The organism is Nonomuraea typhae, from assembly GCF_009760925.1.
Classification (GTDB): domain Bacteria; phylum Actinomycetota; class Actinomycetes; order Streptosporangiales; family Streptosporangiaceae; genus Nonomuraea; species Nonomuraea typhae.
In genome coordinates this window covers 20,723-41,201 of the sequence record NZ_VRLV01000027.1, presented here as the reverse complement: position 1 = coordinate 41,201, position 20,479 = coordinate 20,723, and the positions used below count along the sequence as shown (strand labels likewise).

The 20,479-nt window shown below is 63.7% G+C and carries 19 protein-coding genes; 4 read left to right on the top strand and 15 right to left on the bottom strand.

The features are described 5' to 3' along the window. Window positions 1-3: 3 nt before the first annotated feature. From FVE25_RS54195 to FVE25_RS52615, 7 genes are all read right to left on the bottom strand, one after another. Window positions 4-276: a hypothetical protein gene (locus tag FVE25_RS54195; RefSeq protein WP_181019996.1), complete on the bottom strand. Its 273-nt coding sequence runs from the start codon at window positions 274-276 to the stop codon at window positions 4-6. Then, window positions 273-674 carry an RRQRL motif-containing zinc-binding protein gene (locus FVE25_RS52640; protein WP_157254962.1) on the bottom strand — a complete coding sequence of 134 codons (402 nt, stop codon included), beginning with the start codon at window positions 672-674 and terminating at the stop codon, window positions 273-275. The genes FVE25_RS54195 and FVE25_RS52640 overlap by 4 nt, the downstream gene beginning before the upstream one ends. Beyond that, the gene (locus FVE25_RS52635) at window positions 671-862 is read right to left on the bottom strand and encodes a hypothetical protein (protein ID WP_157254960.1); all 192 of its coding nucleotides are present in this window, start codon (window positions 860-862) and stop codon (window positions 671-673) included. Before FVE25_RS52635 ends, FVE25_RS52640 begins: the two co-directional genes overlap by 4 nt. Window positions 863-1,050: 188 nt before the next feature. Further along, complete coding sequence (locus tag FVE25_RS52630; protein ID WP_157254958.1) at window positions 1,051-1,410, bottom strand: WhiB family transcriptional regulator; 360 nt, start codon at window positions 1,408-1,410, stop codon at window positions 1,051-1,053. A 99-nt stretch (window positions 1,411-1,509) separates the two neighbouring features. Continuing rightward, complete coding sequence (locus FVE25_RS52625; RefSeq protein ID WP_157254956.1) at window positions 1,510-2,160, bottom strand: NUDIX domain-containing protein; 651 nt, start codon at window positions 2,158-2,160, stop codon at window positions 1,510-1,512. Then, window positions 2,157-2,378: a hypothetical protein gene (locus tag FVE25_RS56080; RefSeq protein WP_246268833.1), complete on the bottom strand. Its 222-nt coding sequence runs from the start codon at window positions 2,376-2,378 to the stop codon at window positions 2,157-2,159. Before FVE25_RS56080 ends, FVE25_RS52625 begins: the two co-directional genes overlap by 4 nt. A gap of 236 nt (window positions 2,379-2,614) precedes the next feature. Further along, window positions 2,615-2,773: a hypothetical protein gene (locus tag FVE25_RS52615; RefSeq protein WP_157254954.1), complete on the bottom strand. Its 159-nt coding sequence runs from the start codon at window positions 2,771-2,773 to the stop codon at window positions 2,615-2,617. 150 nt (window positions 2,774-2,923) lie between these two features. Between FVE25_RS52615 and FVE25_RS52610 the strand changes: the two genes are divergently transcribed. Then, complete coding sequence (locus FVE25_RS52610) at window positions 2,924-3,589, top strand: GntR family transcriptional regulator (RefSeq protein WP_157254953.1); 666 nt, start codon at window positions 2,924-2,926, stop codon at window positions 3,587-3,589. A 54-nt stretch (window positions 3,590-3,643) separates the two neighbouring features. On the opposite strand, the gene FVE25_RS52605 is transcribed toward FVE25_RS52610, so the two are convergent. The 4 genes from FVE25_RS52605 to FVE25_RS52590 form a co-directional block, all read right to left on the bottom strand. Beyond that, on the bottom strand, window positions 3,644-4,471 hold the full coding sequence (locus FVE25_RS52605; RefSeq protein ID WP_157254952.1) for a hypothetical protein: 828 nt from the start codon (window positions 4,469-4,471) through the stop codon (window positions 3,644-3,646). Window positions 4,472-4,795: 324 nt separating this feature from the next. After that, window positions 4,796-5,314: a hypothetical protein gene (locus FVE25_RS52600; RefSeq protein ID WP_157254951.1), complete on the bottom strand. Its 519-nt coding sequence runs from the start codon at window positions 5,312-5,314 to the stop codon at window positions 4,796-4,798. A 684-nt stretch (window positions 5,315-5,998) separates the two neighbouring features. Beyond that, window positions 5,999-6,730 (bottom strand): integrase core domain-containing protein, encoded by a 732-nt coding sequence (locus tag FVE25_RS52595; protein ID WP_246268858.1) that lies wholly within the window; start codon window positions 6,728-6,730, stop codon window positions 5,999-6,001. A 513-nt stretch (window positions 6,731-7,243) separates the two neighbouring features. Continuing rightward, window positions 7,244-7,720 carry a hypothetical protein gene (locus FVE25_RS52590; protein ID WP_157254950.1) on the bottom strand — a complete coding sequence of 159 codons (477 nt, stop codon included), beginning with the start codon at window positions 7,718-7,720 and terminating at the stop codon, window positions 7,244-7,246. A 1,329-nt stretch (window positions 7,721-9,049) separates the two neighbouring features. Between FVE25_RS52590 and FVE25_RS52585 the strand changes: the two genes are divergently transcribed. Together FVE25_RS52585 and FVE25_RS52580 are read left to right on the top strand one after the other, a co-directional pair. Further along, a complete protein-coding gene (locus FVE25_RS52585; protein WP_157254949.1) occupies window positions 9,050-13,057 on the top strand; it encodes an SGNH/GDSL hydrolase family protein in 4,008 nt (1,335 codons plus the stop codon). A 53-nt stretch (window positions 13,058-13,110) separates the two neighbouring features. Beyond that, window positions 13,111-13,554 carry a hypothetical protein gene (locus FVE25_RS52580; RefSeq protein WP_157254948.1) on the top strand — a complete coding sequence of 148 codons (444 nt, stop codon included), beginning with the start codon at window positions 13,111-13,113 and terminating at the stop codon, window positions 13,552-13,554. A gap of 81 nt (window positions 13,555-13,635) precedes the next feature. On the opposite strand, the gene FVE25_RS52575 is transcribed toward FVE25_RS52580, so the two are convergent. The 4 genes from FVE25_RS52575 to FVE25_RS52560 all read right to left on the bottom strand — a co-directional run bounded on the left by FVE25_RS52575 (window position 13,636) and on the right by FVE25_RS52560 (window position 19,242). Further along, window positions 13,636-14,697, bottom strand: coding sequence for an integrase core domain-containing protein (locus FVE25_RS52575; protein WP_157254947.1), 1,062 nt, complete (start codon window positions 14,695-14,697; stop codon window positions 13,636-13,638). 69 nt (window positions 14,698-14,766) lie between these two features. Then, on the bottom strand, window positions 14,767-15,072 hold the full coding sequence (locus tag FVE25_RS52570) for a hypothetical protein (RefSeq protein WP_157254946.1): 306 nt from the start codon (window positions 15,070-15,072) through the stop codon (window positions 14,767-14,769). A gap of 447 nt (window positions 15,073-15,519) precedes the next feature. Next, window positions 15,520-16,164 carry a M15 family metallopeptidase gene (locus tag FVE25_RS52565; RefSeq protein ID WP_157254945.1) on the bottom strand — a complete coding sequence of 215 codons (645 nt, stop codon included), beginning with the start codon at window positions 16,162-16,164 and terminating at the stop codon, window positions 15,520-15,522. 69 nt (window positions 16,165-16,233) lie between these two features. Continuing rightward, complete coding sequence (locus FVE25_RS52560) at window positions 16,234-19,242, bottom strand: AfsR/SARP family transcriptional regulator (RefSeq protein ID WP_157254944.1); 3,009 nt, start codon at window positions 19,240-19,242, stop codon at window positions 16,234-16,236. Between the two features lie 183 nt (window positions 19,243-19,425). On the opposite strand from FVE25_RS52560, the gene FVE25_RS52555 reads away from it, so the two are divergent. Then, window positions 19,426-20,479 (top strand): FG-GAP-like repeat-containing protein (locus FVE25_RS52555; protein WP_219826049.1); only part of this gene is annotated, 1,054 nt, incomplete at its 3' end.

Genomic DNA, 20,479 nt, shown 5'->3' with positions numbered 1-20,479 from the left:
CTGTCAGTCCTCCTTGGGCAGGCAGGCGGGGTAGGCGGCGCCGACCGGGCAGGCGTGCCGCTCTCGCGACAGCACGCGGATGTCCACCGGCGTGCCGCCGGTGGCGGGTCGGACCGTGATGCGATAGCGCCAGCCGCAGGGTTTCGGGGTGCATCTCCAGACCTTGATGTGGCGGGTGACGGTTCCCTCGGGGCCGTTGGCGGTGGCGGGTGCGCAGCCGCTGGCGAACACGATGACCAGCGCGATCAGCGGTGGCAACAGCCTGGTGGTGGTCATGCGGCATGTTCCCTTTCGCGCCCTTCGGCGCAGTCGAGGCAGATGCCCAGGTGGCGCGGCAGCACGTAGCCGACGTCACGTGAGCAGTTCGGGCAGGTGCGGCGGGCACGGTTGGCCTTGTCGAGAGCGGCCATCTGGCGTTCGGTCGGGGTGCGCTTGGGCAGCGCGAACCGCACGTCATACAGGTAGGCGGGACGGATACCGCCGCGGGCGCGGTAGCGGCGCGAGCGCCACAACACTTGTGCCTGCACGCCTTGACCGCCGGGACGTAGCCCTTCGTCGGCCAGTTGGCGCAGCGTGCGCAGGTGCGGCGGCGCCATGCGCCACGGGTAGGTGGGGATGCCGTACCGCTCGCCTGCCGGATCGTAGAAGGCGGCACGGATGCGGGAGCCGGTCATGACCGTTCGCCTCGTGCGTGGCGCCGGTCAAGCAGCGCGAAGTAGGCATCCGAGCCGAAAGCGGGACACTCGCACGGCGCCAGTCGGCACAGCGCGCAGCGCACCTGCTCAACCGGCATATCGCCGCGGGCGTATCGATCGATGTCGGGAGACCAGATCACTGAGGTCTTGTCCGGGTTGCTGCTCATGGCGTGGAACTCCTCTCGTGAGCCGGGGCGGGGTTGGCCGGCATGTGGCCGTAGGGGCACGGCCCCCCGTTGGTTGCCGTCGCGTGCCGCCAGCGCAACGCGATGCTTTCGGCCGTGACCACACGAGGTGTCGCATCCGGCCGCGGCCGACGCGTCATCTCGATGGGTGTGAGCCAGCGGGGTGGTCATCAGGCCACGTCGGGAAGATCGCCCGAGGCGTCGTATCCAGCTGGGTGCGACACCTCAAGGTGCGGGGGAATGGCGTCCGCCGTGTGGCCGGCCCAGATGCCCGAGGTCGGGCGGGCATTCACCGCATATGGCAGGCACAGTGAGCGGGCCGGGCAGGTAGCGCACACCTCGCGCGCCACGTGTTCGCGGGCCGCGCGCTGCTCATCGGTCTCCAGGCGCGAGCGTGGGCCGGTGTGCAGCTCGGGATCGTAGGTACATTCGGGCAGCGCCGGCGGATCACCACCGCTGCTCCAGCCCGCTTCCAGGTCGGCCAGCGTGAGCCGGGAGGGGTGCGGCAGCAAGTTCATGTTCACGGGCATGACGGGATGTGCTCCTTTACAGGGATGCCGAGCGCGCCGCAGTGCTAGGCGGGGCGCGCTCGGCATTAGAGGTGCGGCGGGCGCCGCGGGGGTGGCGGGTCAGCCGAGCATGTCGCGCAGCATCGCCTGGTGGGCACGGAAGATCTGGCCGCCATACAGCCTCTTGAGCTGGGCTGCCAGGTCGGCATAGCTGGTCGCTCGTACCCATGCCGCGCGCCGGGCGTCGTCGGCGCCGAGTACGGCGGGCAGCTCGGTGTAGCGCATGACGCCGAGATCGAAGCGGACTGGTACGGTCACCATCCACGCCTCATCGCTGGCGCGGGGGTCGGGCACGTACCGCGCCGGGAACACTCGGCGGGAGGCGTTCGACAGGTCCAGGCAGGTTTCCTCGACCAGCTCGCGAACCGCCGCAGCTTCGGGATCTTCTCCGGCATCCACGTAGCCGCCGGGAACGGCCCAGCCGTGACCGTCCGCGCGTTCGATCATCACCACGTGGCGATTGCGGTCGGTGTTCGCGGTGACGATGGCGTCGGCGGCCAACTGCTCTCCCCAGTGGCCCAGCTCGTTGCGGCCGAAGCGGATGCCGGTCGGCGCGTACGGGTTGTAGGGCCGGCCGTTGACCAGCCGGAACGGGATCGCCGCGGCCATCTGGCGGGGTGCCCAATCGATCTCGGTCGGATCGGTGATCGGGTCGGCCCAACCCTCGGAGATGCCGCTGGCGAAAACGTCGGGATGCGTGTAGGTGATCACGTCGTCTTCCCCCGCCGGTTGATGCTGATGGTGATGTTGCCGACTACGGCGTCGGCCTGCACGCCCACCCTGGCGTTGCCCGAACGGACGTTGACGGCACCCTTGCTGGGCTTGTCCTCGGCGGGAGTGGCCGGCTTGTCCGCGGTCTTCTTGGGGTCGTTCTTGCCGCGGATCGCGCCTACCTGGACGGCGGTGAAACCGGACGAGGCTCTGTTCACCTTGGCCATGAGATTCACGACCTTTCTGGGTTCGGTACGGGCTAGGGATGAGAAACGAACCGTTCATGAGCAGGGGAAACGCCCTGCCAGCCGCCTTTTCGCGGGAAGCGGTGGCCCTTCGTCGTCACTGTTGAGTTCTCAAGTGGTGCCGAGCGCGACAGCCGTTGGGACGCGAGATCGCGTCGCCCTCCCGGTAGGGCGTGGACTGTGCCGGGGTGTGGCGCCAACGGCGCCGACTAGCCGAGGTTCGAGAGGAAGGTCACGGTGCTTTGAAAGACCGTGGTCACGAGCTGTGCGGCGGCCACGGGCTCACGGAAGACGAAGATGATGAACCCGATCGCGACCAGCCACATGAGGACGGGAAGGAACCGGCCCTTGGTAGGCATGGGAATCATGTGGACGCTCCTTTGGCCCTCCGGGTGACCTCTGAGTTGGTCACTGCTCGCAGCGTATACGCAGCTGCGTATACGCACAAGCCCTAGGTATACAATGATGCGTATACACTGAAGGAGTCAGTCGCCAACAACCGAAGGGATGATCGCCAAGTGCCAGAACCGGCCTACGTCCGCATCGCAGGCGAGTACGCCCGACGTATCCGCGGTGGCCAACTGCCGCCCCGTGTGCAACTGCCGAGCCACAAGGAGATCGCCCAGGAACAAGGCGTATCGGAGATCGTGGTCCGGAAAGCCCTTGACCTACTTCAGAGTCAAGGACTCGTTCGGTCCGTGCCGCGCCGCGGCATCTTCGTTGCCGACCGACCCAACCTCGTGCGTGTCTCTCCCGAACGTCAGATGGAGAGCGCGGAGAGCACGTTCGGAACCGAATCTGATCGAGACGTTCGGGTCATCCGGGAGACTGAGCAGATCCCCGCCTCCGAAGATCTCGCAGAAGCCCTAGGCATCCCGGAAGGTGAGCTGATCACCCACGTCATCACCCGGGCCAGCGAGGATGGCCGGCCGATCTCGATCTCAGACACGTACCATCCAGTCGAGGTCACCGACATATCGGGCGCAGCTCACCTAGAAGAAATACTCGCCGACCAGCTACCAACTTCGTCGCATGCCGAATGGCTGCGCACCGCACATGGCGAAATCGTCAAGACGGTCCATCAGCGGTTTCTCGCCGACGACGGCAGGATCATCATGGTCTCGGACGTGTCGTATCCACGCGATCGCTATGACCGGTACGTGTTCCGCATGAACTTGAAGTAGCACGACCAAAGGAGGGGCGCCGGACAGCTTCGGCGCCCCTCCTTTGATGTGGCCTTAGCGCCGAACCCAGCTCTGCGCGACGTCCCCTTCCGTCCACCAGGACACGAAGTGTGGATCTGTGGAATCCAACCTCCAGCGGGATGACAGGGCATCAAAGAACGCATCGTTACCGGTCTTACCGCCCTTCGGCTCCCCGATGTAGATAAGCCTGTCGCCCCCCGCTTCCTCGAACGCAGTCAGCGCCTCGGAAGCCATTTTGTCCCCCCATCCAGGAGGCCAGCACAGGAACAGCACATGATCCGCCGTTCGAACACGAGTCGCGAAGGCGTCCAGATTGCTGACAGGGAACCACACGTCAGCCTGCCCGGCAGCTCCAGGGAATGAGGTGTTCTTGGACTTGTCCGGCGGTTCCACGTCGTATGCCTCGACGCGCAGTCCCGAACGAGACAACTGAGCTGCCCAGTATCCCCGGCCGGCTCCCAGCTCGATGAGCGGGAGATCTGCGCACACGCCGCAGATCCAGTCCACGGTCTGCGGCGAAGGGATCGCATAGGCGTAGGCTGCTTGCAGGATCATTTGCGCATAGGCAAGCCTTGGACTTCCTTCTGGGTGCGCACCATCCACTACGCGGCGCCCCTCACGCTCCGACACGAAGGGCTCTACGATGTCCCAGTACGGATTCAGGCTCGCCCCGCCAGTCAGATAGTGGACGAACCGCAGGTCAAACGCGGCATCGACCTTCGAATCGCCGGTTCCCGACAACCTAGCCGCCATATCTAGATACTCGGCCACCTTCGGGTACTCCGCTTGGAGTCGCCGTTCATCCTGCAGGAGTGCAGTGAGTTCGTCCCATCGTTGTGCCGTCATGGTTAGCTCAGCCATACAGACGAGTCTCTCCTATTGAGCCTGACTACGCCATACATCCTGATGCTTTCATGACCAACTTCAATGCCCTCACCGCCAAGGGCACCGAGGCCATCTCATTCGTCGTCCTCCTTCTTTTGGCGAATCTTAATACTCGATGCTGTCACCGCCAATAGTGATACCACTAGGCCAGCTATCGCCAAAATGAGCCCTAGAATAGAGCCTATCCTGTCGGCCTGTTCAAGCCCAAGAGCAGCAATACCCAGGCTCACGCTAGTCACTATCGAAAGGAAGATGCCAAACATAACCCGGCTTCGGAGTGGAGACCGCCACTTACGCATCTCATGGCTCCGATCGCTTGACCGTTTGAAACGAAACAGCGGCCGACATGACACAATAAATTGGAGATACTATGCTCACCCACATCTTTGTTGCTTCGAGAGTAGTGAAGCGCTTAGCAATCTCATCCGGCGACGCTTGCAGGGATTTTCGCCCTGCATCGAATTCCAGAGCACCGGACAGGTCTAGATTTTCCTTTGCCAGAATATACAATGCTATTGCGATGGCCGAGAGCGCCAGACACAAGAGGAGCCACTTGACATGGCCTAGCGGCGGGGCGGCCGGGACTATGTGATCAAAAAGCATATCGCCCGCTGCGGCGGCGGTTAGGCCGATTGAGGCCGTAAACAGCCCTCCACCACCAAAGATCGCAAAATACAGATTTGTCTCACCAGTGGGGCCGATGAGCGCAGAAAGGCAATCTATAAAGATCAGTATGCCCACGATCGAAAGAGTGAAGTACCGCCACTTTGCAAGCTTGATCTCAAGCTTAGTTGCGGCGGGCGGCGGCTGCGCGATCACATCCCCTCCCGGAGGGAGTCGCATCGTGCGGTCTAAGCAACCGCATCGTAGCGTTCCAGTGACCGCCTCGCCTCTCAAGCCTTGTCCAGGGCATCAATGACGATCGGCACACCGCCACCGGAGCACATCCATGGGGGCACGCAGAGTGGGGTGCCGACTCTCACAGGGAAGAGTGAAGCCACAGAATGGATTCTGCAGGCTAAGCACCGCGGTTCCGTGGGCGTCGCCTTGCGAGCTTCCACGTGACGACAGGTGGGCCCTCAGCCTTGATCGTTACCCAATGACTACCCGCTTCCCGAGTAGCACATCGACGGGCCGCCTATCTGCACAGGCCAAGAGGGTTACCCTCTTGCTTGGCACACCTGTCTCATAATCCGTGGGTCGTGGGTTCAAGTCCCACCCGCCCTACTCTCCCATACCGCGTTTGACGTGGGATTTCTCGGTTCTCGTGCACCTCTGGGCTTGTTGTTGATCATGGTTGGTTGCTCGGTGGTTGCTCTTGTGTGCGGATCGTGTATCGCGGTAGATCATTTAGGCGGTCACTTCCAGTTCAGACCCCAGTGACGACCATCTGAAGACCAAGTCAGAAGGCCCGCGCGGTGGTGCCGGCCAGCGGCGGCCTGGTGCGCGGTCAAGCCTTGTCCAAGCCCGCTCGTCGTTGTGGGTGCCAAGAACTCGGCTACCCTACGCGACCTGCGTGTATTCGTGAATCAGCCCGTCGAGGCGGTCACGCCGGATGACCTTGATATCGGCCTCAACCGGATCGGGAAGGGCTCGCAGTGGAGCGGCCTGGCCCAGGGAGCGATGCGGGCGATGCTCATTGAAATGGGTCTCATAGGTAGCCAGCACGCGCCGTAAGTGGCGGGCGTTGACGATGAGGATCCGATCAAGGAGTTCTCGGCGCAAGCCGCCGATCCAGCGTTCGGTGAACGCGTTGGCCCGCGGAGCCCGAGGTGGCGTCTTGAGGATGCCGATGCCTGCGGCCGTGAAGACGTCGTCGAACATGGTGGTGAACTTCGTATCCCGATCGCGGATAAGGAACCTGAACCCCTCCGCTCTGTTACCCAGCTCGATCATCAGGTTCCTGGCCTGCTGCGCAACCCACGGGCCAGACGGGTGCTCGGTGATACCGAGAACGTGCACCCGGCGGGTGCCGAGCTCCATGACGACCAGGCAATATAGACGTTTGAACAGCACGGTGTCGCAGTGGAAGAAATCGCACGCCAAGATCCCCGTAGCTTGAGCACGCAGGAACTCACTCCAGGTCGGCTCCACGCGTCGGGGCGCCGGGTCGATGCCCGCCGTCTTCAAGATGAGCCACACCCTGGAGGCTCCCACCCGGTAGCCCAGAGCCGCGAGTGCCCCGGCGATCCGACGATATCCCCACAGCGGATTCTCCCGGGCCAGACGAAGCACCAAGGCCCGGATGCAGGCGCGGATGGGAGGCCGACCATGGCTGCGGCGCTTGAAGGTCCACCGCCGCTATACCAGATCGGCGTGCCAGCGCGCAACATACCCGGCGTCACGAACAACCGCAGACGACCTTCAGGAGACAGCAGCCGCGCCAGCGCTCTGATCACCGCCCGATCCGCCCACGACAGCCGGGGCCTTGCCACCTGCCGACGCAACACCGCGAGCTGATGACGCAAGACGAGAATTCCCGCGTCCTTCGACCTCTGCGAACGCCACACCAGCACCAGCCAACCCGCGAGCCGGACAAAGATCGGATAAAACAATCGCAACGCCATGGACAGCGATCATGCCCGCAAGAACGGGAACACCAAACCCCAGGTCAGCCCCGACGGCCGAGTTTCAGGCACCCACAGGGTCCCGCCGGGCCGCATAGCCGACAGAAAGCCGCAGATCAGGTGCTGCGATGCGGTTTTGGCACCGCAGGTGCGGTCAACGGCGATCATGGAACGGGTTAGATCAATTGTCGTTGATCTTTGCCGCGTTGGCGAGCCTGCGGTTCAGCGTCTCTCGAAACGTCGCGAGGTCGTTTGTGTGCTTTGAGATGAGGGCTCGCTGTTGCTCGCTCTCGGCTTCGTACCATGTGGCGATGTAGTTGGTCGAGTCCTTGCACGACATGTCAGTCAGTGCCGTCGCGATTTCTTCTTTGGACGGACCATCGTTGGGCCGAGTACGCCAGCGTGGATCCTCCCATGCATCCTCGGGGCTTCGGTAGCTATAACCCTTCTGCGCCATGCAGGAAACCCATTTCTGCGCCGCCTGGATGACAGCAGGGCTCTGACTCGCAAGATTGTAGGCTTGACCTTCGATGCGGCGAATAAGCTCATCATCGGAGGGTGATTCGAAGATCATAACCTCACGTCGTGCTTGTCCGTAGCACCCGCCATCGGGAACCTGAAGACCCTTGTAGGATGACGGCCCCTTACCGTAGAACACGATTTGCTCGTCCGCGGACGGTGCGCCAGCAGAATCTCTAGGACCTCCGTTGGCTGGGCCCGCGGAAAGCTCTTCAGGTGTGAGCTTGTATCCGTGCCGGGTCACACGATCTCTTCCGATGTAGAGGTACGGGTTGGCCCGGCCGGCGACGCTGAGATGGCTTGACTGGTTGCGACTGCGAGAAGCGCAGCCGTCGACGTTGCGAGCATTTTTTTAGTGCGATTCCCGCCATCTTAGCTCCTGATTGTTTAGTGGCTTCTGAGGGCCGTTCCGCACCTCTGAGTCCGAATTTTTGATGATGCATAAGCCCAATGAGCTTGGCAAGATCTTGATGAGTGACATGCACTCACGTTATTGTCCGCTTCCCTCGTAGCTCAACGTAAACGTCTTTGTTTCAGTTCTCTTTGGGAAGTGAAATTTTCTCTACCCACGACTAGCGCCTAGGCTGGCGCATTCGCCATAGCTGCAGGGCCGGAGTGGGAGTCTCCTCTGTCGAGAACCTTGCCGCTACTATTGATTCTGGCCGAAATGGCCGTGGGGCAGGTGGAATACTGCCCACCATTGCTTGGCGGGGTCACGACAAGTTCGAGCATGATAGTGTTAAGGGGCGCGATTAATTCAATCGCCTCTCCTTCGATGCGGCCTGCTTGATCGGTTCTATACAGGCGTTGCCTGATAACCCTATAGCTGCGGGCAGACGACTCGCCTTTGCCCACGTCGTCGGAATAGGTGTGCGAACATCATGAAGCTCTGCGGAGGACGCGTCGAATGGCCCTGCCGGGCATGGTGATATGGATCGCTTCCAACGAAGAAGACTCAGGCCCGCCACGTGAAGCAAGAGGGAATCAAGGAGATCTTTGCCTCTTGTCGAGGTTGGTCGAATGTGTTCCTATTGTGGGGCCTTCGCAGTGATCAAGATGACCTGCGCACCTGGAAGATAGGGTCGAACCGTATCGGAGGGCTGATCTTGCGGCTCACAGACTTGCTATCACCTGGTAGCGGATTCTCGTCGGGTTGCCCGGCATCCCTTGGATGTGCGCGAGCGGGATCTGCCCGCTCAGGAACCATGTGCCCCGCACTGTCGACCGCTGAATGTCTTTCTTGCAGGCACCAGCATGCGCTGAACGCGACAATCTAGCCTCGTGAACCTGCCGCAGGAGACAGGGCCAGGTAGTCCTGCATATCCTGACGGCTGCCGGAGCTCCGGCATGACCGCTCCCGCCCATCCGTTAAATCGTGCCTCAGTCACCGTGCTCCGCTGCACGACGTCACCCGAGGAGCGTAGAGTCTTTGAAGCGTGCACGTTACACCCTGTTATCCGTAGCCCTCATGACCACTGCGCTTTCCGTACCCCAAACCATTCCCGGCGTAAGCGGCGCAGCCGCCGCACAGACCCAGACGCCAGCTACACCACAATTGCCGAAGGAAAGTTCATCGGTTGAGCCATCGCAACGCGACAAGGTCCTGACCGAAGGATGGGACAGGTCGAATGACCTGGCCATCACCGCTACGGGTGACGCGGACGGATTCCACGTCCTGGCAGCTAAATCCAGCGAAGGCTACTCTTGGCGTACGGTCGCGACGCTCAGTGAGCCGGGCATGAACACGGATCAATGGGTCGGCAACGCATGCCTGACGACCTCGGGCAGCCAGGTCATCGCGGTCTATGCTCCGCGGCACTTCACCAACCGCGCGTGGCTGTTCAGCCGAGGTGCCTTCGCCGCCGTCATCGATGTGAAAAGCGGTGAGGTTACGAAGCTGAAGGACCAGGTCAGCCTTGCCTACTACAACCCCGGGTGCGGCGCAGGCAACGAGGTCGCCTTCACTCAGGGCACCACCGACGAGCGCAAGACGACCCGGTTGTTCACCGTCGACGCCGGCTCGAAGTCGATCGCGCGAGCGATCGTCGTTCAAGGGCAGGTGACCTCTGCCGTGGCCACCGCCGACGGAATCGTCGCGGCGGCCGGTAACCGGCTGGTGAAGGTCGAGCTGTCAGGCAAACTCAAGACTCTTGCCAAGACCGATTCGGTACCCGTCGCCTTGCATGCGACGGCCGACGGCGGCATCGCGTTCATGGACCGGGAAGAAGGCGCGGACGAAGCCCGCGTCAAGCACTACCGCCAAGGCTCGGTACGGACCTTCGCCTCCGGACGCCTCGGAGACCTGGCTCTGCACGCCGGTGCCGATGGCCGGGTATTCGTCACCGGTCAAGCCCGCCAGGTTGGTGACCTACCTGCACGCGTGTCCGTGCTGGGCGGCCCGTCGACGGTGGAAGCGGTCTCCTCTGAGGGAAGGCTGCTTATCGAAAGCGCCGCACACCGTGGACTGAAGCGCGAACAGCAGAGCGATCAGGCGAATACCGAATATCCCGGTGTCGTGCGTGAGAGGGAGAGTCCCGAACTCATCGACATCAAGGCGCAGGTGGCTGGGACCCGATCGCCGCTCGCCTTTGCGATTGATCCCGCCCGTGCGAGCACGCAGCCTTCCGGCAGAGCAGAGAACCCGAAACTGACTCAGGCACGGGTAAAGGTGGCTACGAGAGCAGGCACCGCCGCGACCGCGTCCGGGACCGTCGATCTGAACTACAGCTGCTCCGTTCCCCGCAACGACCCGAAGACGCAGGTGTACCAGCCGCACTGGCGTCAGGTCGAGTGGGCGGTCGACCAACTGGTGTTCAAGGACCGGCTGCAGGTGTGGCGCCAGAGCGACTGGAAGGGTTCCGGAGTTCCGCAGTGGAACCCACAAGACCTCTTCCCCACACCCGACCTGGCCGGCGGCGGTCGAATCCCCGTCTCGGTGATGTTCGGCATCCTCGCGCAGGAGTCCAACCTGTGGCAGGCCCAACGAGACGTACTCCCCGGAGAGACTGGCAATCCTCTCGTGGGCAACTATTACGGCGTTCAGATCTACGATGCCGACCCCACCAATGACTGGGACATCCGCTTCGACGAAGCCGACTGCGGCTACGGCATCACCCAGCAGACCGATCACATGCGACGGCAGGGGCACGCCAGGCCCGGCGAGTGGCTGTGGGATCCGGAAACCCAGCGCAGGATCGCCCTCGACTACGCGACGAACATCGCCGTCGGCCTCACCACGCTCGCCGAGAAATGGAATCAGGTCCACGCTGACACCGGCGGCGTCATGAAAATCAACAACGGCGATCCCGCCAAGATCGAAAACTGGTATTTCGCCATCTGGGCGTACAACTCCGGTTACTACCCCAAGGCGCAAGCGAGCGCGAACGGCGGCGCATGGGGCGTCGGCTGGACCAATAATCCCAAGAACCCCGACTACCCGGTTGGCCGTCGCCCGTTCCTGCACAATAACTCCTACTCCGACGCCGCACACCCTCAACGCTGGCCCTACCAGGAAAAAGTGCTCGGCTGGTCGGCGTGGCCCATCGCCAAGACCTACTACAACGCTGCCACCGGCCAATGGGTCACCGAGGGCGGCTACAACCACGCATGGTGGAACGCGGCACAACACCGCACCAGCATCGTGCCGGTCTTGCCGGACATCGTGGACGTGAACGCTTTCTGCACTGCCGACAACGAGTGCGAGGTGGCCCCGCAGATCAACTGCACCAGAGCCGATCGAAAATGCTGGTGGCACTCGCCGAAAACATGGAAGACCTGCCCGGACGAATGCGGCAACGAAGCCTATCTCCGCTACGACGCGAGCTACGCCAGCATAGAGCGCGCCGAACCAACCGACCAATGGACTCCCTGCCTGACACCAGGACTACCCCCGGTGTCCGGTGATACGACGAACATGCTGATCGTCGATGATGTGCCCAGGACTGTGCCGGCAATCCGCGGGAACTGCCAGAACTCCGGATGGACGAACTCAGGGACGTTGTCCTTCGAATTCGAACAGGTAGGCACGGATGTACCGGGGCGAGCGGACTTCCAGCAACTCGGCAACGGCTTCGGTGGCCACTTGTGGTGGGCCTACTCCCGCAGCCCCCAGCACAACGGCGCCGCCATGAAGGTGACCGGCACCTGGGAACTCAACCAGGCAATCAACAGCTGGGCACGGGTGATCGTGCATGTCCCCAAGCGACGAGCCGAGACCCAGCAAGCCCCGTATACCGTCGATCTCGGCAACGGCAAACGACAGACGCGATACCTATCCCAGGGCCGCTTGGACAACAGCTGGCAGAGCCTGGGTGTCTTCGAGTTCGGCGGGACGCCGAAGGTCTCCCTGACCAACCTGAACAAGGAGGGGCACGGCACCGCGGCGGTAGCCTTCGACGCCATCGCGTTCCAGGTGCTGGCCAAAAAGCCCAAGCACTTCGTGGTCGGCATGGGCGATTCTTACGCTTCAGGTGAAGGCGTCGGCAACTACGCTAAGGAAACCAACGTCTCCTACAAGACGAATGCCTGGAATGCCTGCCGCAGAAGCAACGATTCCTGGATCAGGAAGACCGTCCTTCCTGGCGAAACTAGAACTATCGGCGAAATGGCAGACAGCCTCGACCCGAAACTGGACTTCCATTTCGTCGCCTGCTCCGGCGCCACAACGATCAGCGTGAAGCATTCATCACCCTCCTGGCAGACTAGCTCTTACGTATGGAGCAGGTTCCGCGACTATGCAGATGGGAGATTCCGCGAGATCAGCCAGCTAGAGGCCGGGTATCTCGACGAGAACACGACACTCGTCACACTGTCCATCGGTGGAAACGACGCAGGCTTCCCCAAGGTCGTAGAAAACTGTTACTTGTGGGCCTGTCAGGGCGACGACTATGAACAAAGGCTGAGAACTGATATCGCTGGATCGGTGAACAACTATCTGCGTGACCCCGACGGGACCGGCTTTGTTCCTTACAACGTGAAGGACACGCTGGAACGCATAGATACCGACGTCAAGAACTCCCTATCCTCTCGCGGCAAGAAAGCCAAGATCGTCTTGATGGGGTACCCTCGAATCTTCGATGGCCAGACAGCAAGCGACCCCCTCCAATCCTGCTCCTCCACAATCAACTTCAGCGCGCCAGAAAAGGACATGCTGAACAGGCTGTCGGACTACATGGCCACACAGGAATCATCGATGACCGCTACTCTGAAGGCGGCAGGCCGAGAGGTATCCTTCGCCAACCCGATCTCGAAGTTCGGGATCCACGGCGCCTGTGACGACGACCCCTGGATCATCCCCGTCACCTTCACAGATACCGGCGGCGGCGACTTCGGCGATCTACCCGACTGCCTCCTCAACGACGGCGTGCGATGTGCAAGCCGGACGTCGATGCATCCGAACACAAAGGGCGTCGCGGCCTACACGGAGGTTCTCCAGGAGCATCTCGCGAGCCCGGCGGTCAACTACACCGGCTGGTAGGTGACTGTATACGCTAGCTGCAGACTGCGGTGAACTCATGTCAGGGGCGACGGGTGAAGAGCGAGCGGCACAATAGGCCCTATTTGCTGGTACTATTCATTTTCTTGCTCATCGTCCTTGGCATTTTATTCCTCCCGCGCCTCGTATACGGCGCCATTTTGGAATCCCAGGTCGAAAAGAACTCCGAGGAAGCGCTGGAGAAGTACGCCGAACAGGTTAGCCGACGACTCATGGTGGATCCCCAGGGACACTCATGGCGGAACGTCAAAGGAGCCCGGGTTCTCGGTCACAAACGGCAAGGCCAGGGCTCTCTCATCATCTCCACGGTCGTCACTGTGCCAGCAGGAGCCGTCATCTTCAGCAGCAACGGATACGAGGTCAGGTGCTACGACATCGTCTTCACGCATCTCGGCAGAGCCAGCCAGCGGTTCGAGCTGGACAAGGTGCCGGGATGCGAGGAGGAACTGCTCGGGCCGGCTCGCCTCCGCCCTTCGTGAACCTGGGCGTGGCGACAATCTCTTCCTGTGCGGCGCCAAAGCCCCGTGCCCTATATCCTGACCTGCAGCTTTGTTTCAGCGTCAGGCGGCCCGGCAATACTCACTGATCAGACCACTGACGGCCTGTCGTCGCTGTATCCGAGCCGCGAGATCGGGCTTCTTCGCCGGATCGCGGGTGGGTGGCCGTAGCGACAGTGCCTGATGCGGCCGGTGCTGGTTGTAGTGGCGCTCGTACTCGGCCAGGACCTGTCGCAGGTGCCGCTCGCCATAGACCAGAAGGTGATCGAGGCATTCGCGCCGGAGTGTGCCAACGAACCGCTCGGCGAATGCGTTCGCCCGTGGCGAGCGCGGCGGAATCTTGAGAATGCGCACGTCCGCCCCGGCAAGCACGCTGTCAAATCCTCCGCCGAATTTGCCGTCCCTGTCTCGGATGAGGAACTTGAACCCGTCGGCCCGCCCGTCCAGTTCCATCAGTAGATTGCGTGCGTGCTGCGCCGTCCAGATACCGCTCGGATGAGCCGTTCCACCAGGGATGTGCACGCGCCGCGTTTCGATCTCCATAACGAACAACACGTACAGGCGTTTGAGGAACACTGTATCGACGTGGAGAAAGTCGCACGCCAGGATGCCGGACGCTTGTGAGTGGAGGAATTGGCGCCAGGTCGGCGAAGCCCGACGCGGCGCGGGTCCAAGCCCCGCCGCCGCCAGGATCCGACGGACCGTCCCCTCCCCCACCCGCACCCCAAGACCATGAAGCTCGCCCCGGATGCGCCGATGCCCCCACCGTGGATTCTCCCGCGCCAACCGGAGGATCAGATCGCGGGTCTCTTCAGAGATCGGTGGCCGGCCGTGTTTGGCAGGGTAGATCCACCTCTTCTTGACCATCCTGCGGTGCCAGGCCAGCAGCGTGCCAGGCGCCACGATGCGATGCAACCGAAGGCGAGCAGGTAACAGCCTGGCCAACGCGGCCAGCAGCGCCCGATCGGCCCAGTCCGGCCTCGGCTGGGCGACCTGGCGACGCAGCACCGCGACCTCATGCCGCAACACCAAGATCTCCACCTCCTTGGAAGCGCTGCCCCGAGCGAGCAGCACCAACCAGCCGAACACCCGACCCACCAGCACATACAGAAGACGGAACAGCACGAGAACCGAGCCTAGAAGACCAGGTCAACCGACCTGCACCAGTTCTGGCAGCTCACAGGCCGGTCCGGGCTATAGCGTTTGAAGGTCCCAGCGCCGCCGTACCAGATCAGCGTGCCAGCGCAGCACCGTGCCCGGCGTCACGAACAACCGCCGACGACCTTCAGGAGACAGCAGCCGCGCCAACGCGCTGATCACCGCCCGATCCGCCCACGACGGCTGAGGCCTGGCCACCTGCCGACGCAACAGCGCGAGCTGATGACGCAAGACCAGAATCTCCACGTCCTTCGACCTCTGCGAACGACCCAGCAGCACCACCCAACCCGCAAGCCGGACAAAGATCAGATAAACAACCGCAGCGCCATGAACAGCGATCATGCCTAGCAGAACGGGAACGACAAACCCCAGCTCGGCCCCGGCGGCCGATTATCGGGCACCCACAGGGTCCAACCGACACTGCCGACTGCCAGCCTCACATGAGCGTGAGGCCCGTCACGCGGGCCGCGCACGCCGACACCGACCTTCACCAGTACCCAAACCACGATCAGATACAGCGAGCGAACGGACACAAGCCGCGATCTTGCCCGCACCACCTGCGCGGGTCAACGTCGCAGGCAGGCACCGTGCAAGGAGTTATGAAGCGGCACAGGCGGCCGCCTGCACCCAGAACCGGACGGTGACGTCCTTGAGGGCGCCGAACACCCGGAGTGTGATCAGATGGAGCAGGCGGGCAAGCATAAGACGCGATCTTGCCTGCAGCGACAGACCCGGTCAACGCACAGGTCAGAGCCGCCGTGACTGTGTTCTACGCGATACAGGGTCGTGTCAGAGCGTGCCGTAATGCGCGTGACGAGCTTCCGAGGCGAAGGCCCAATAGCGGTCCCCATATGACCAGTGCCACCACTCTGTCGGATAGTTGACGAACCCGACAGCCGTCATCGCCACTCTCAGGATCCGCCGGTTCTCCACCGCCTCAGCCGGGATCTCCAGCGAGTCGGTGTAGCAGGCCCCGTCCCCGCTGAGCGGAGTGGCATTCACCTCCGTGCCCATCGGCAGCTCCACGCCCGAGGCGGTGCACAGGGTGAGATCGACTGCGGCACCGGACACGTGGGGGCCGATCTCGGGAGGCGATATGTACCGGGCGGCCTCGGTGTGCGCCTGCTCCCGGGTCCACCCGGGATGCGCCGCACGCAACTGGTCCACCGAGTCGGCGAAGTAGCGCTCCTGCAACCCGGCGGGACGATACCCCTCGATCACCAGGAGCCGGATTCCGCGCGGGAGCTGCGTCTGTGCCGCCACCAGCCGGTCGGCGACGGTTGCGCGCACTCGTGCGTACGCGCCGTCGTCGTCGGCGAGTCTCGTGTCCAGCCGGATTGGTTCGATGTCGCGCAGATCCACCAGAGGCTCCCCGCACTCGCGAACTGGAAATTCCGTGATCCTTGCATCCGACAGCAGCACGATCGGCTTCACCGTTCACCTCCGTTGAACCAGCGCCGACCATGCTCCCGCAGCGTCCTTCAAAACTTCTGTAAACGGTCGTCAGGTGAGCTCCGCATACTCCCGGGCACCGTACAGGCGGAAGGTCTCTATGGCATCCGCCCGTATGCTCGTCGCCGTCGCGGATTCGCCGAGCGCTTCGTAGACCAGGGCCAGGTCCCGTTCGGTACGTGCTACGAAAAGCTCGGCACGCAGCGTGCGCCACCGTTCGCGGGCCTGCCGGAGATAGGTCTCGGCGGGATAGAGGCGGCCCTCGCTCAGGAACAGCTCGCCGAGCGTGCGCAAGGTGCATGCCTCGCCCCAACGGTCCTTGAGGGCGCGGGTGACGTCCAGTGCGTGATCCAGCGGACGCCGTGCCTGTTCTGGCCTGCCGAGCCGGAAGTGCACCTTGGCCAGAGAACGCTGGCAGTACGCCTGCATGAGGCGGTCACCCAAGCCGCGCATGATCTCCAGGGACTGCGCGGACAGGCTCTCCGCCTGCTCCAGCTCACCCTTCGCCCGATGGAAGAGCGACAAGTTGCGCAGCGTCAGCCCCTCCCCGTGGCGGTTGCCCGCCTCGCGGAACAGCCTCAGAGCCTGGCTCAGCTCGCTTCTCGAGGCTGCGTAGTCACCCAGTTCCAGATGTACGGTGCCCGCGATCCGCTTGATGTGGCCGAGCGCCGCCGGATCATCTGAGCCGTCGAGCAACTCGCCCGCGCGGCCCAGGAAATGCAGGGCCTCGCGCAGGTATCCCTGTTCGCGGCAGGCGGCGCCCAGAGCCGCGACCGTCGCGGCCTCCGCACGAGCGTCCCCGGCGTTGCGGAAGATGGGCAGCGCCTGGCTCAGGTACGTGCGCGCCTCGGCATACAGGTCGCGTTCGAGGTGAAGCTGTCCGAGACCCGCCAGAAGAGTGGCCTGCCCGACGGCGTTGTCCTGCCGCCGGGCGGCGGAAAGAGCCGCTTCGTGGGTGCGATGCCAGGTCGCGAACGGGTTGTCGAAGGCGTGCTGGTTGCTGCCCAGCGCCACGTTGCCCAGCACAGAGGCCAGCTCGACGGCGATCTCGTCCAGGTTCATGCTCGAGGCCAGTTCGACGCCGACCGTCAGCGCCTCTTCCTCTTCCTGCAGCCAGCCCTGCGGATCAGCCGCCACCATCTCGGCGACCTCGTCCGCCACGGGCGCGGCCAGGATGTAGGAGGCGCGCAGCGAGATGGTGCTGGCCGGGCTGGCCTGATTGATCTGCTGGATCAGCCACAGCCAACCGCGCAGCACACGCAGGAGCATGTCGGTGCGTTCCTGCTCGCTTTCCTCGGCCTGGGCGCGTTGCCTGCCGTACAACGCGATGAGATTGTGCAGCCGGTAGCGGATCTGCCCGACGCCCTCGACGGAGTGGACGTCCGTCAGCGAGGCGTCCATCAGTTGCTCGAGAATCCTCTCAGCCTTCTCCTGGTCGGTTCCGAGAGCGGCTGCGGCGACCCAGGCCGGGAAATGCGGCAGGTTCAGAAAACCCAGGCGACGCAGCGCCGTTCTCGCGTCCGCGTCGAGCAGTTCGTAGCTCAAACCGATGCTCGCCCGTACCTCCTGATCGCCCGCCGCCAGCTCGTCCAGCCTGCGGTGCTCGTCGGCAAGCCGGTCCGCGAGCCGTGACAGGGGCCACTTGCGTCGTGCGGCCAGCCTGGCTCCTGCGATGCGCAAGGCGAGCGGAAGACCGCCGCATTGTTCTGCGATCTGGCGTGCGACCTGCGGCTCCGCGGCGATCCTGGCCGGGCCCGCCACGCGGGACAGGAAGTCCACCGCGGTGTCGAGCGACAGCACGTCGAGATCGGTGAGGAGCGCGCCGGCCAGGCCGGCGAGCCGGTTGCGGGAGGTGATGAGTACGGCGCAGCCGCTGCTGCCCGGGAGCAGCGGCCGTACCTGGCCCTCCGAGGCCGCGTCTTCGAGGATCAGCAGTTTGCGCTGGCCGGCGAGGAGGGAGCGATAGCGGTTGACCCGCTCGTCCAGGGTCGCGGGCAGCGGCGGGCCCGCCGGGTCCAGCTCACGCAGCAGTCGCCCGAGCACTTCCACGGAGGTGGCCGGGGTCGCGGACGTGCCGCGCAGTTCCACATGGAGCTGGCCGTCCGGGTACGATTCCGCGACCTCGTGCGCCACCCGGATGGCGAGGGTGGACTTGCCGACGCCCCCGGTCCCGGACACCACACAGATCGCCATCCCCTCCGCCGTGGCGAGGTGGCCGCTCAAAGCGGCGATCTCCTGCTGGCGGCCGGTGAAGTCGGGCGGCGGCGCGGGAAGCTGCCGGGGCGGACCACCGCTCGCGCCTGCGCCCCGCATGAGCGCGGGATCGGACCGCAGTATGGCCTCGTGCGCCCGTCTGAGCTCGGGTCCGGGATCGATGCCGAGTTCCTCGATCAGCGCTTCGCGTCCCTGGCGGAAGACGGCGAGCGCCTCGACTTGCCGACCTGCCCGGTAGAGCGCCACCATCAGGTCGCGGCGCAACCGCTCGCGGGTGGGATGCAGGGCGACCAACTCGGTGAGCTCTCCGAGGAGACGCTCGCCATGGTCTCCTGTCATCAGGTCCATGGCGATGCGCTCCTCGACGACCGCGAGCCGTAACTCGTCGAGTCTGAGCGCCTCCGCATGCAGGTACGCATTGCCCACGCCGCCGAGAGCGTCGCCGCGCCATAAGTCAAGCGCCGCGGCGAAGGAATCCCTGGCCTCTTGCGGACGATTCTCCCGTACGGCATGGCGGCCTTGTTCTGCCAGCCGCTCGAACACATTCTTGTCGACGGCGTCCGGCGGCACATCGGCCAGATAGCCGGCCTGGTGAGAGACGATGATCTCCGGCAGGCCGGCCTGGGCTAAAGATCTGCGCAGCGACGCGACATAGGTCTGCAAGACCGCACGCCCGCTCTTCGGCGGTGTATCCCCCCAGATCGCCTCGCTGAGGCGCGCGGCGGAGATCGCATTGCCCGGGCGCAGCAGGAGCGCGGCCAAGAGCGCACGAGGCTTCGCTCCGCCGATCGGGACTTGCTGCCTGCCGTTCCAGACCTCCACCGGACCGAGCACACGGAATTCCATAAGGCTCCTGCAACTCGCAGCCAATGATCTACAAGACCGTCGCCGGACATTTGAAGGATGCGCGGTGCGCACCGCATCGCCCCTTCCGGACTTTCCCACGAGCCGGCGACGGGGGTCCACACTCCAGAGCGCATTGAAGGCCGATTGAAGCCGATCTGAAGAGCACTCATTAAGCCTTGCCTCATGCGACACAAACACGGATCGGTACTCCGCCGGAAATTCCCCGATGCCGGGTCCAGCCGCCCGCGCGCATTACTGGCGGCGCTCGGCGTACTGCTGGCCCTCCTCACCGGCTCGCTCGTCATCGACGTCAGGCCCGCGCACGCCGGCGCCACTCGCGATCAGATCGTCTCCGTCGCCCAAGCGGAGATCGGCGCCTCCGAGGCCAACGGGGGCTGCCTCAAGTACGGACCTTGTACCACCCAGGAATGGTGCGCGTACTTCGCCGAATGGGTGTGGCGCAACGCCGGCGTCTCACCGGTGTTCGACACCGCCGTGGCACGCGCCGTTGGCCTGTGGGGGGTGAACAGCGGCCTGTGGAGTGCCCGCCCCAGTGACGGCATCGGTAACCCAGAGCCGGGTGACGTCGTCGTCTACGGTACGCCCGCCCAGGCCACGGGTGGGCACGTCTCGATCGTCGCCTCGGTGAACGCTGACGGCACCATCGACACCATTGACGGCAACTGGAACGAGGCCGTGGTCCGCCGGAGCATCAACCCGCTGACGCAGCGGGCCGGCGCCGACAACCTGCTGATCGCCGGTTACGTCAAGCCCCCCGGCGTCACAGCGACTCCGATGGACGGGTCGCTGTCGGGTGATGGCCGGGCCGAGGTCGTCCTCGTCGAATCGAGTGGCAATCTGAAGGCGTGGTACAACGGGCGCGGTTTCACCAACACGCCGTGGACCAGCGACACCAGCATCGGAAACGGCTTCACCGACCCCAGCCGGGTGCGCTTCGCCGACATCTCCGGTGACGGTAAGAAGGAGCTCATCTACATCGAGCCGAGTGGCAATCTGAAGGCGTGGTACAACGGGCGCGGTTTCACCAACACGCCGTGGACCAGCGACACCAGCATCGGAAACGGCTTCACCGACCCCAGCCGGGTGCATTTCGCCGACATCTCCGGAGACGGGCGCGCCGAACTCATCCTCGTCGAGCCGAGCGGCAACCTGAAAGCCTGGTACAACGGCCGCGGCTTCACCAACACCCCCTGGACCAGCGACACCAGCATCGGAA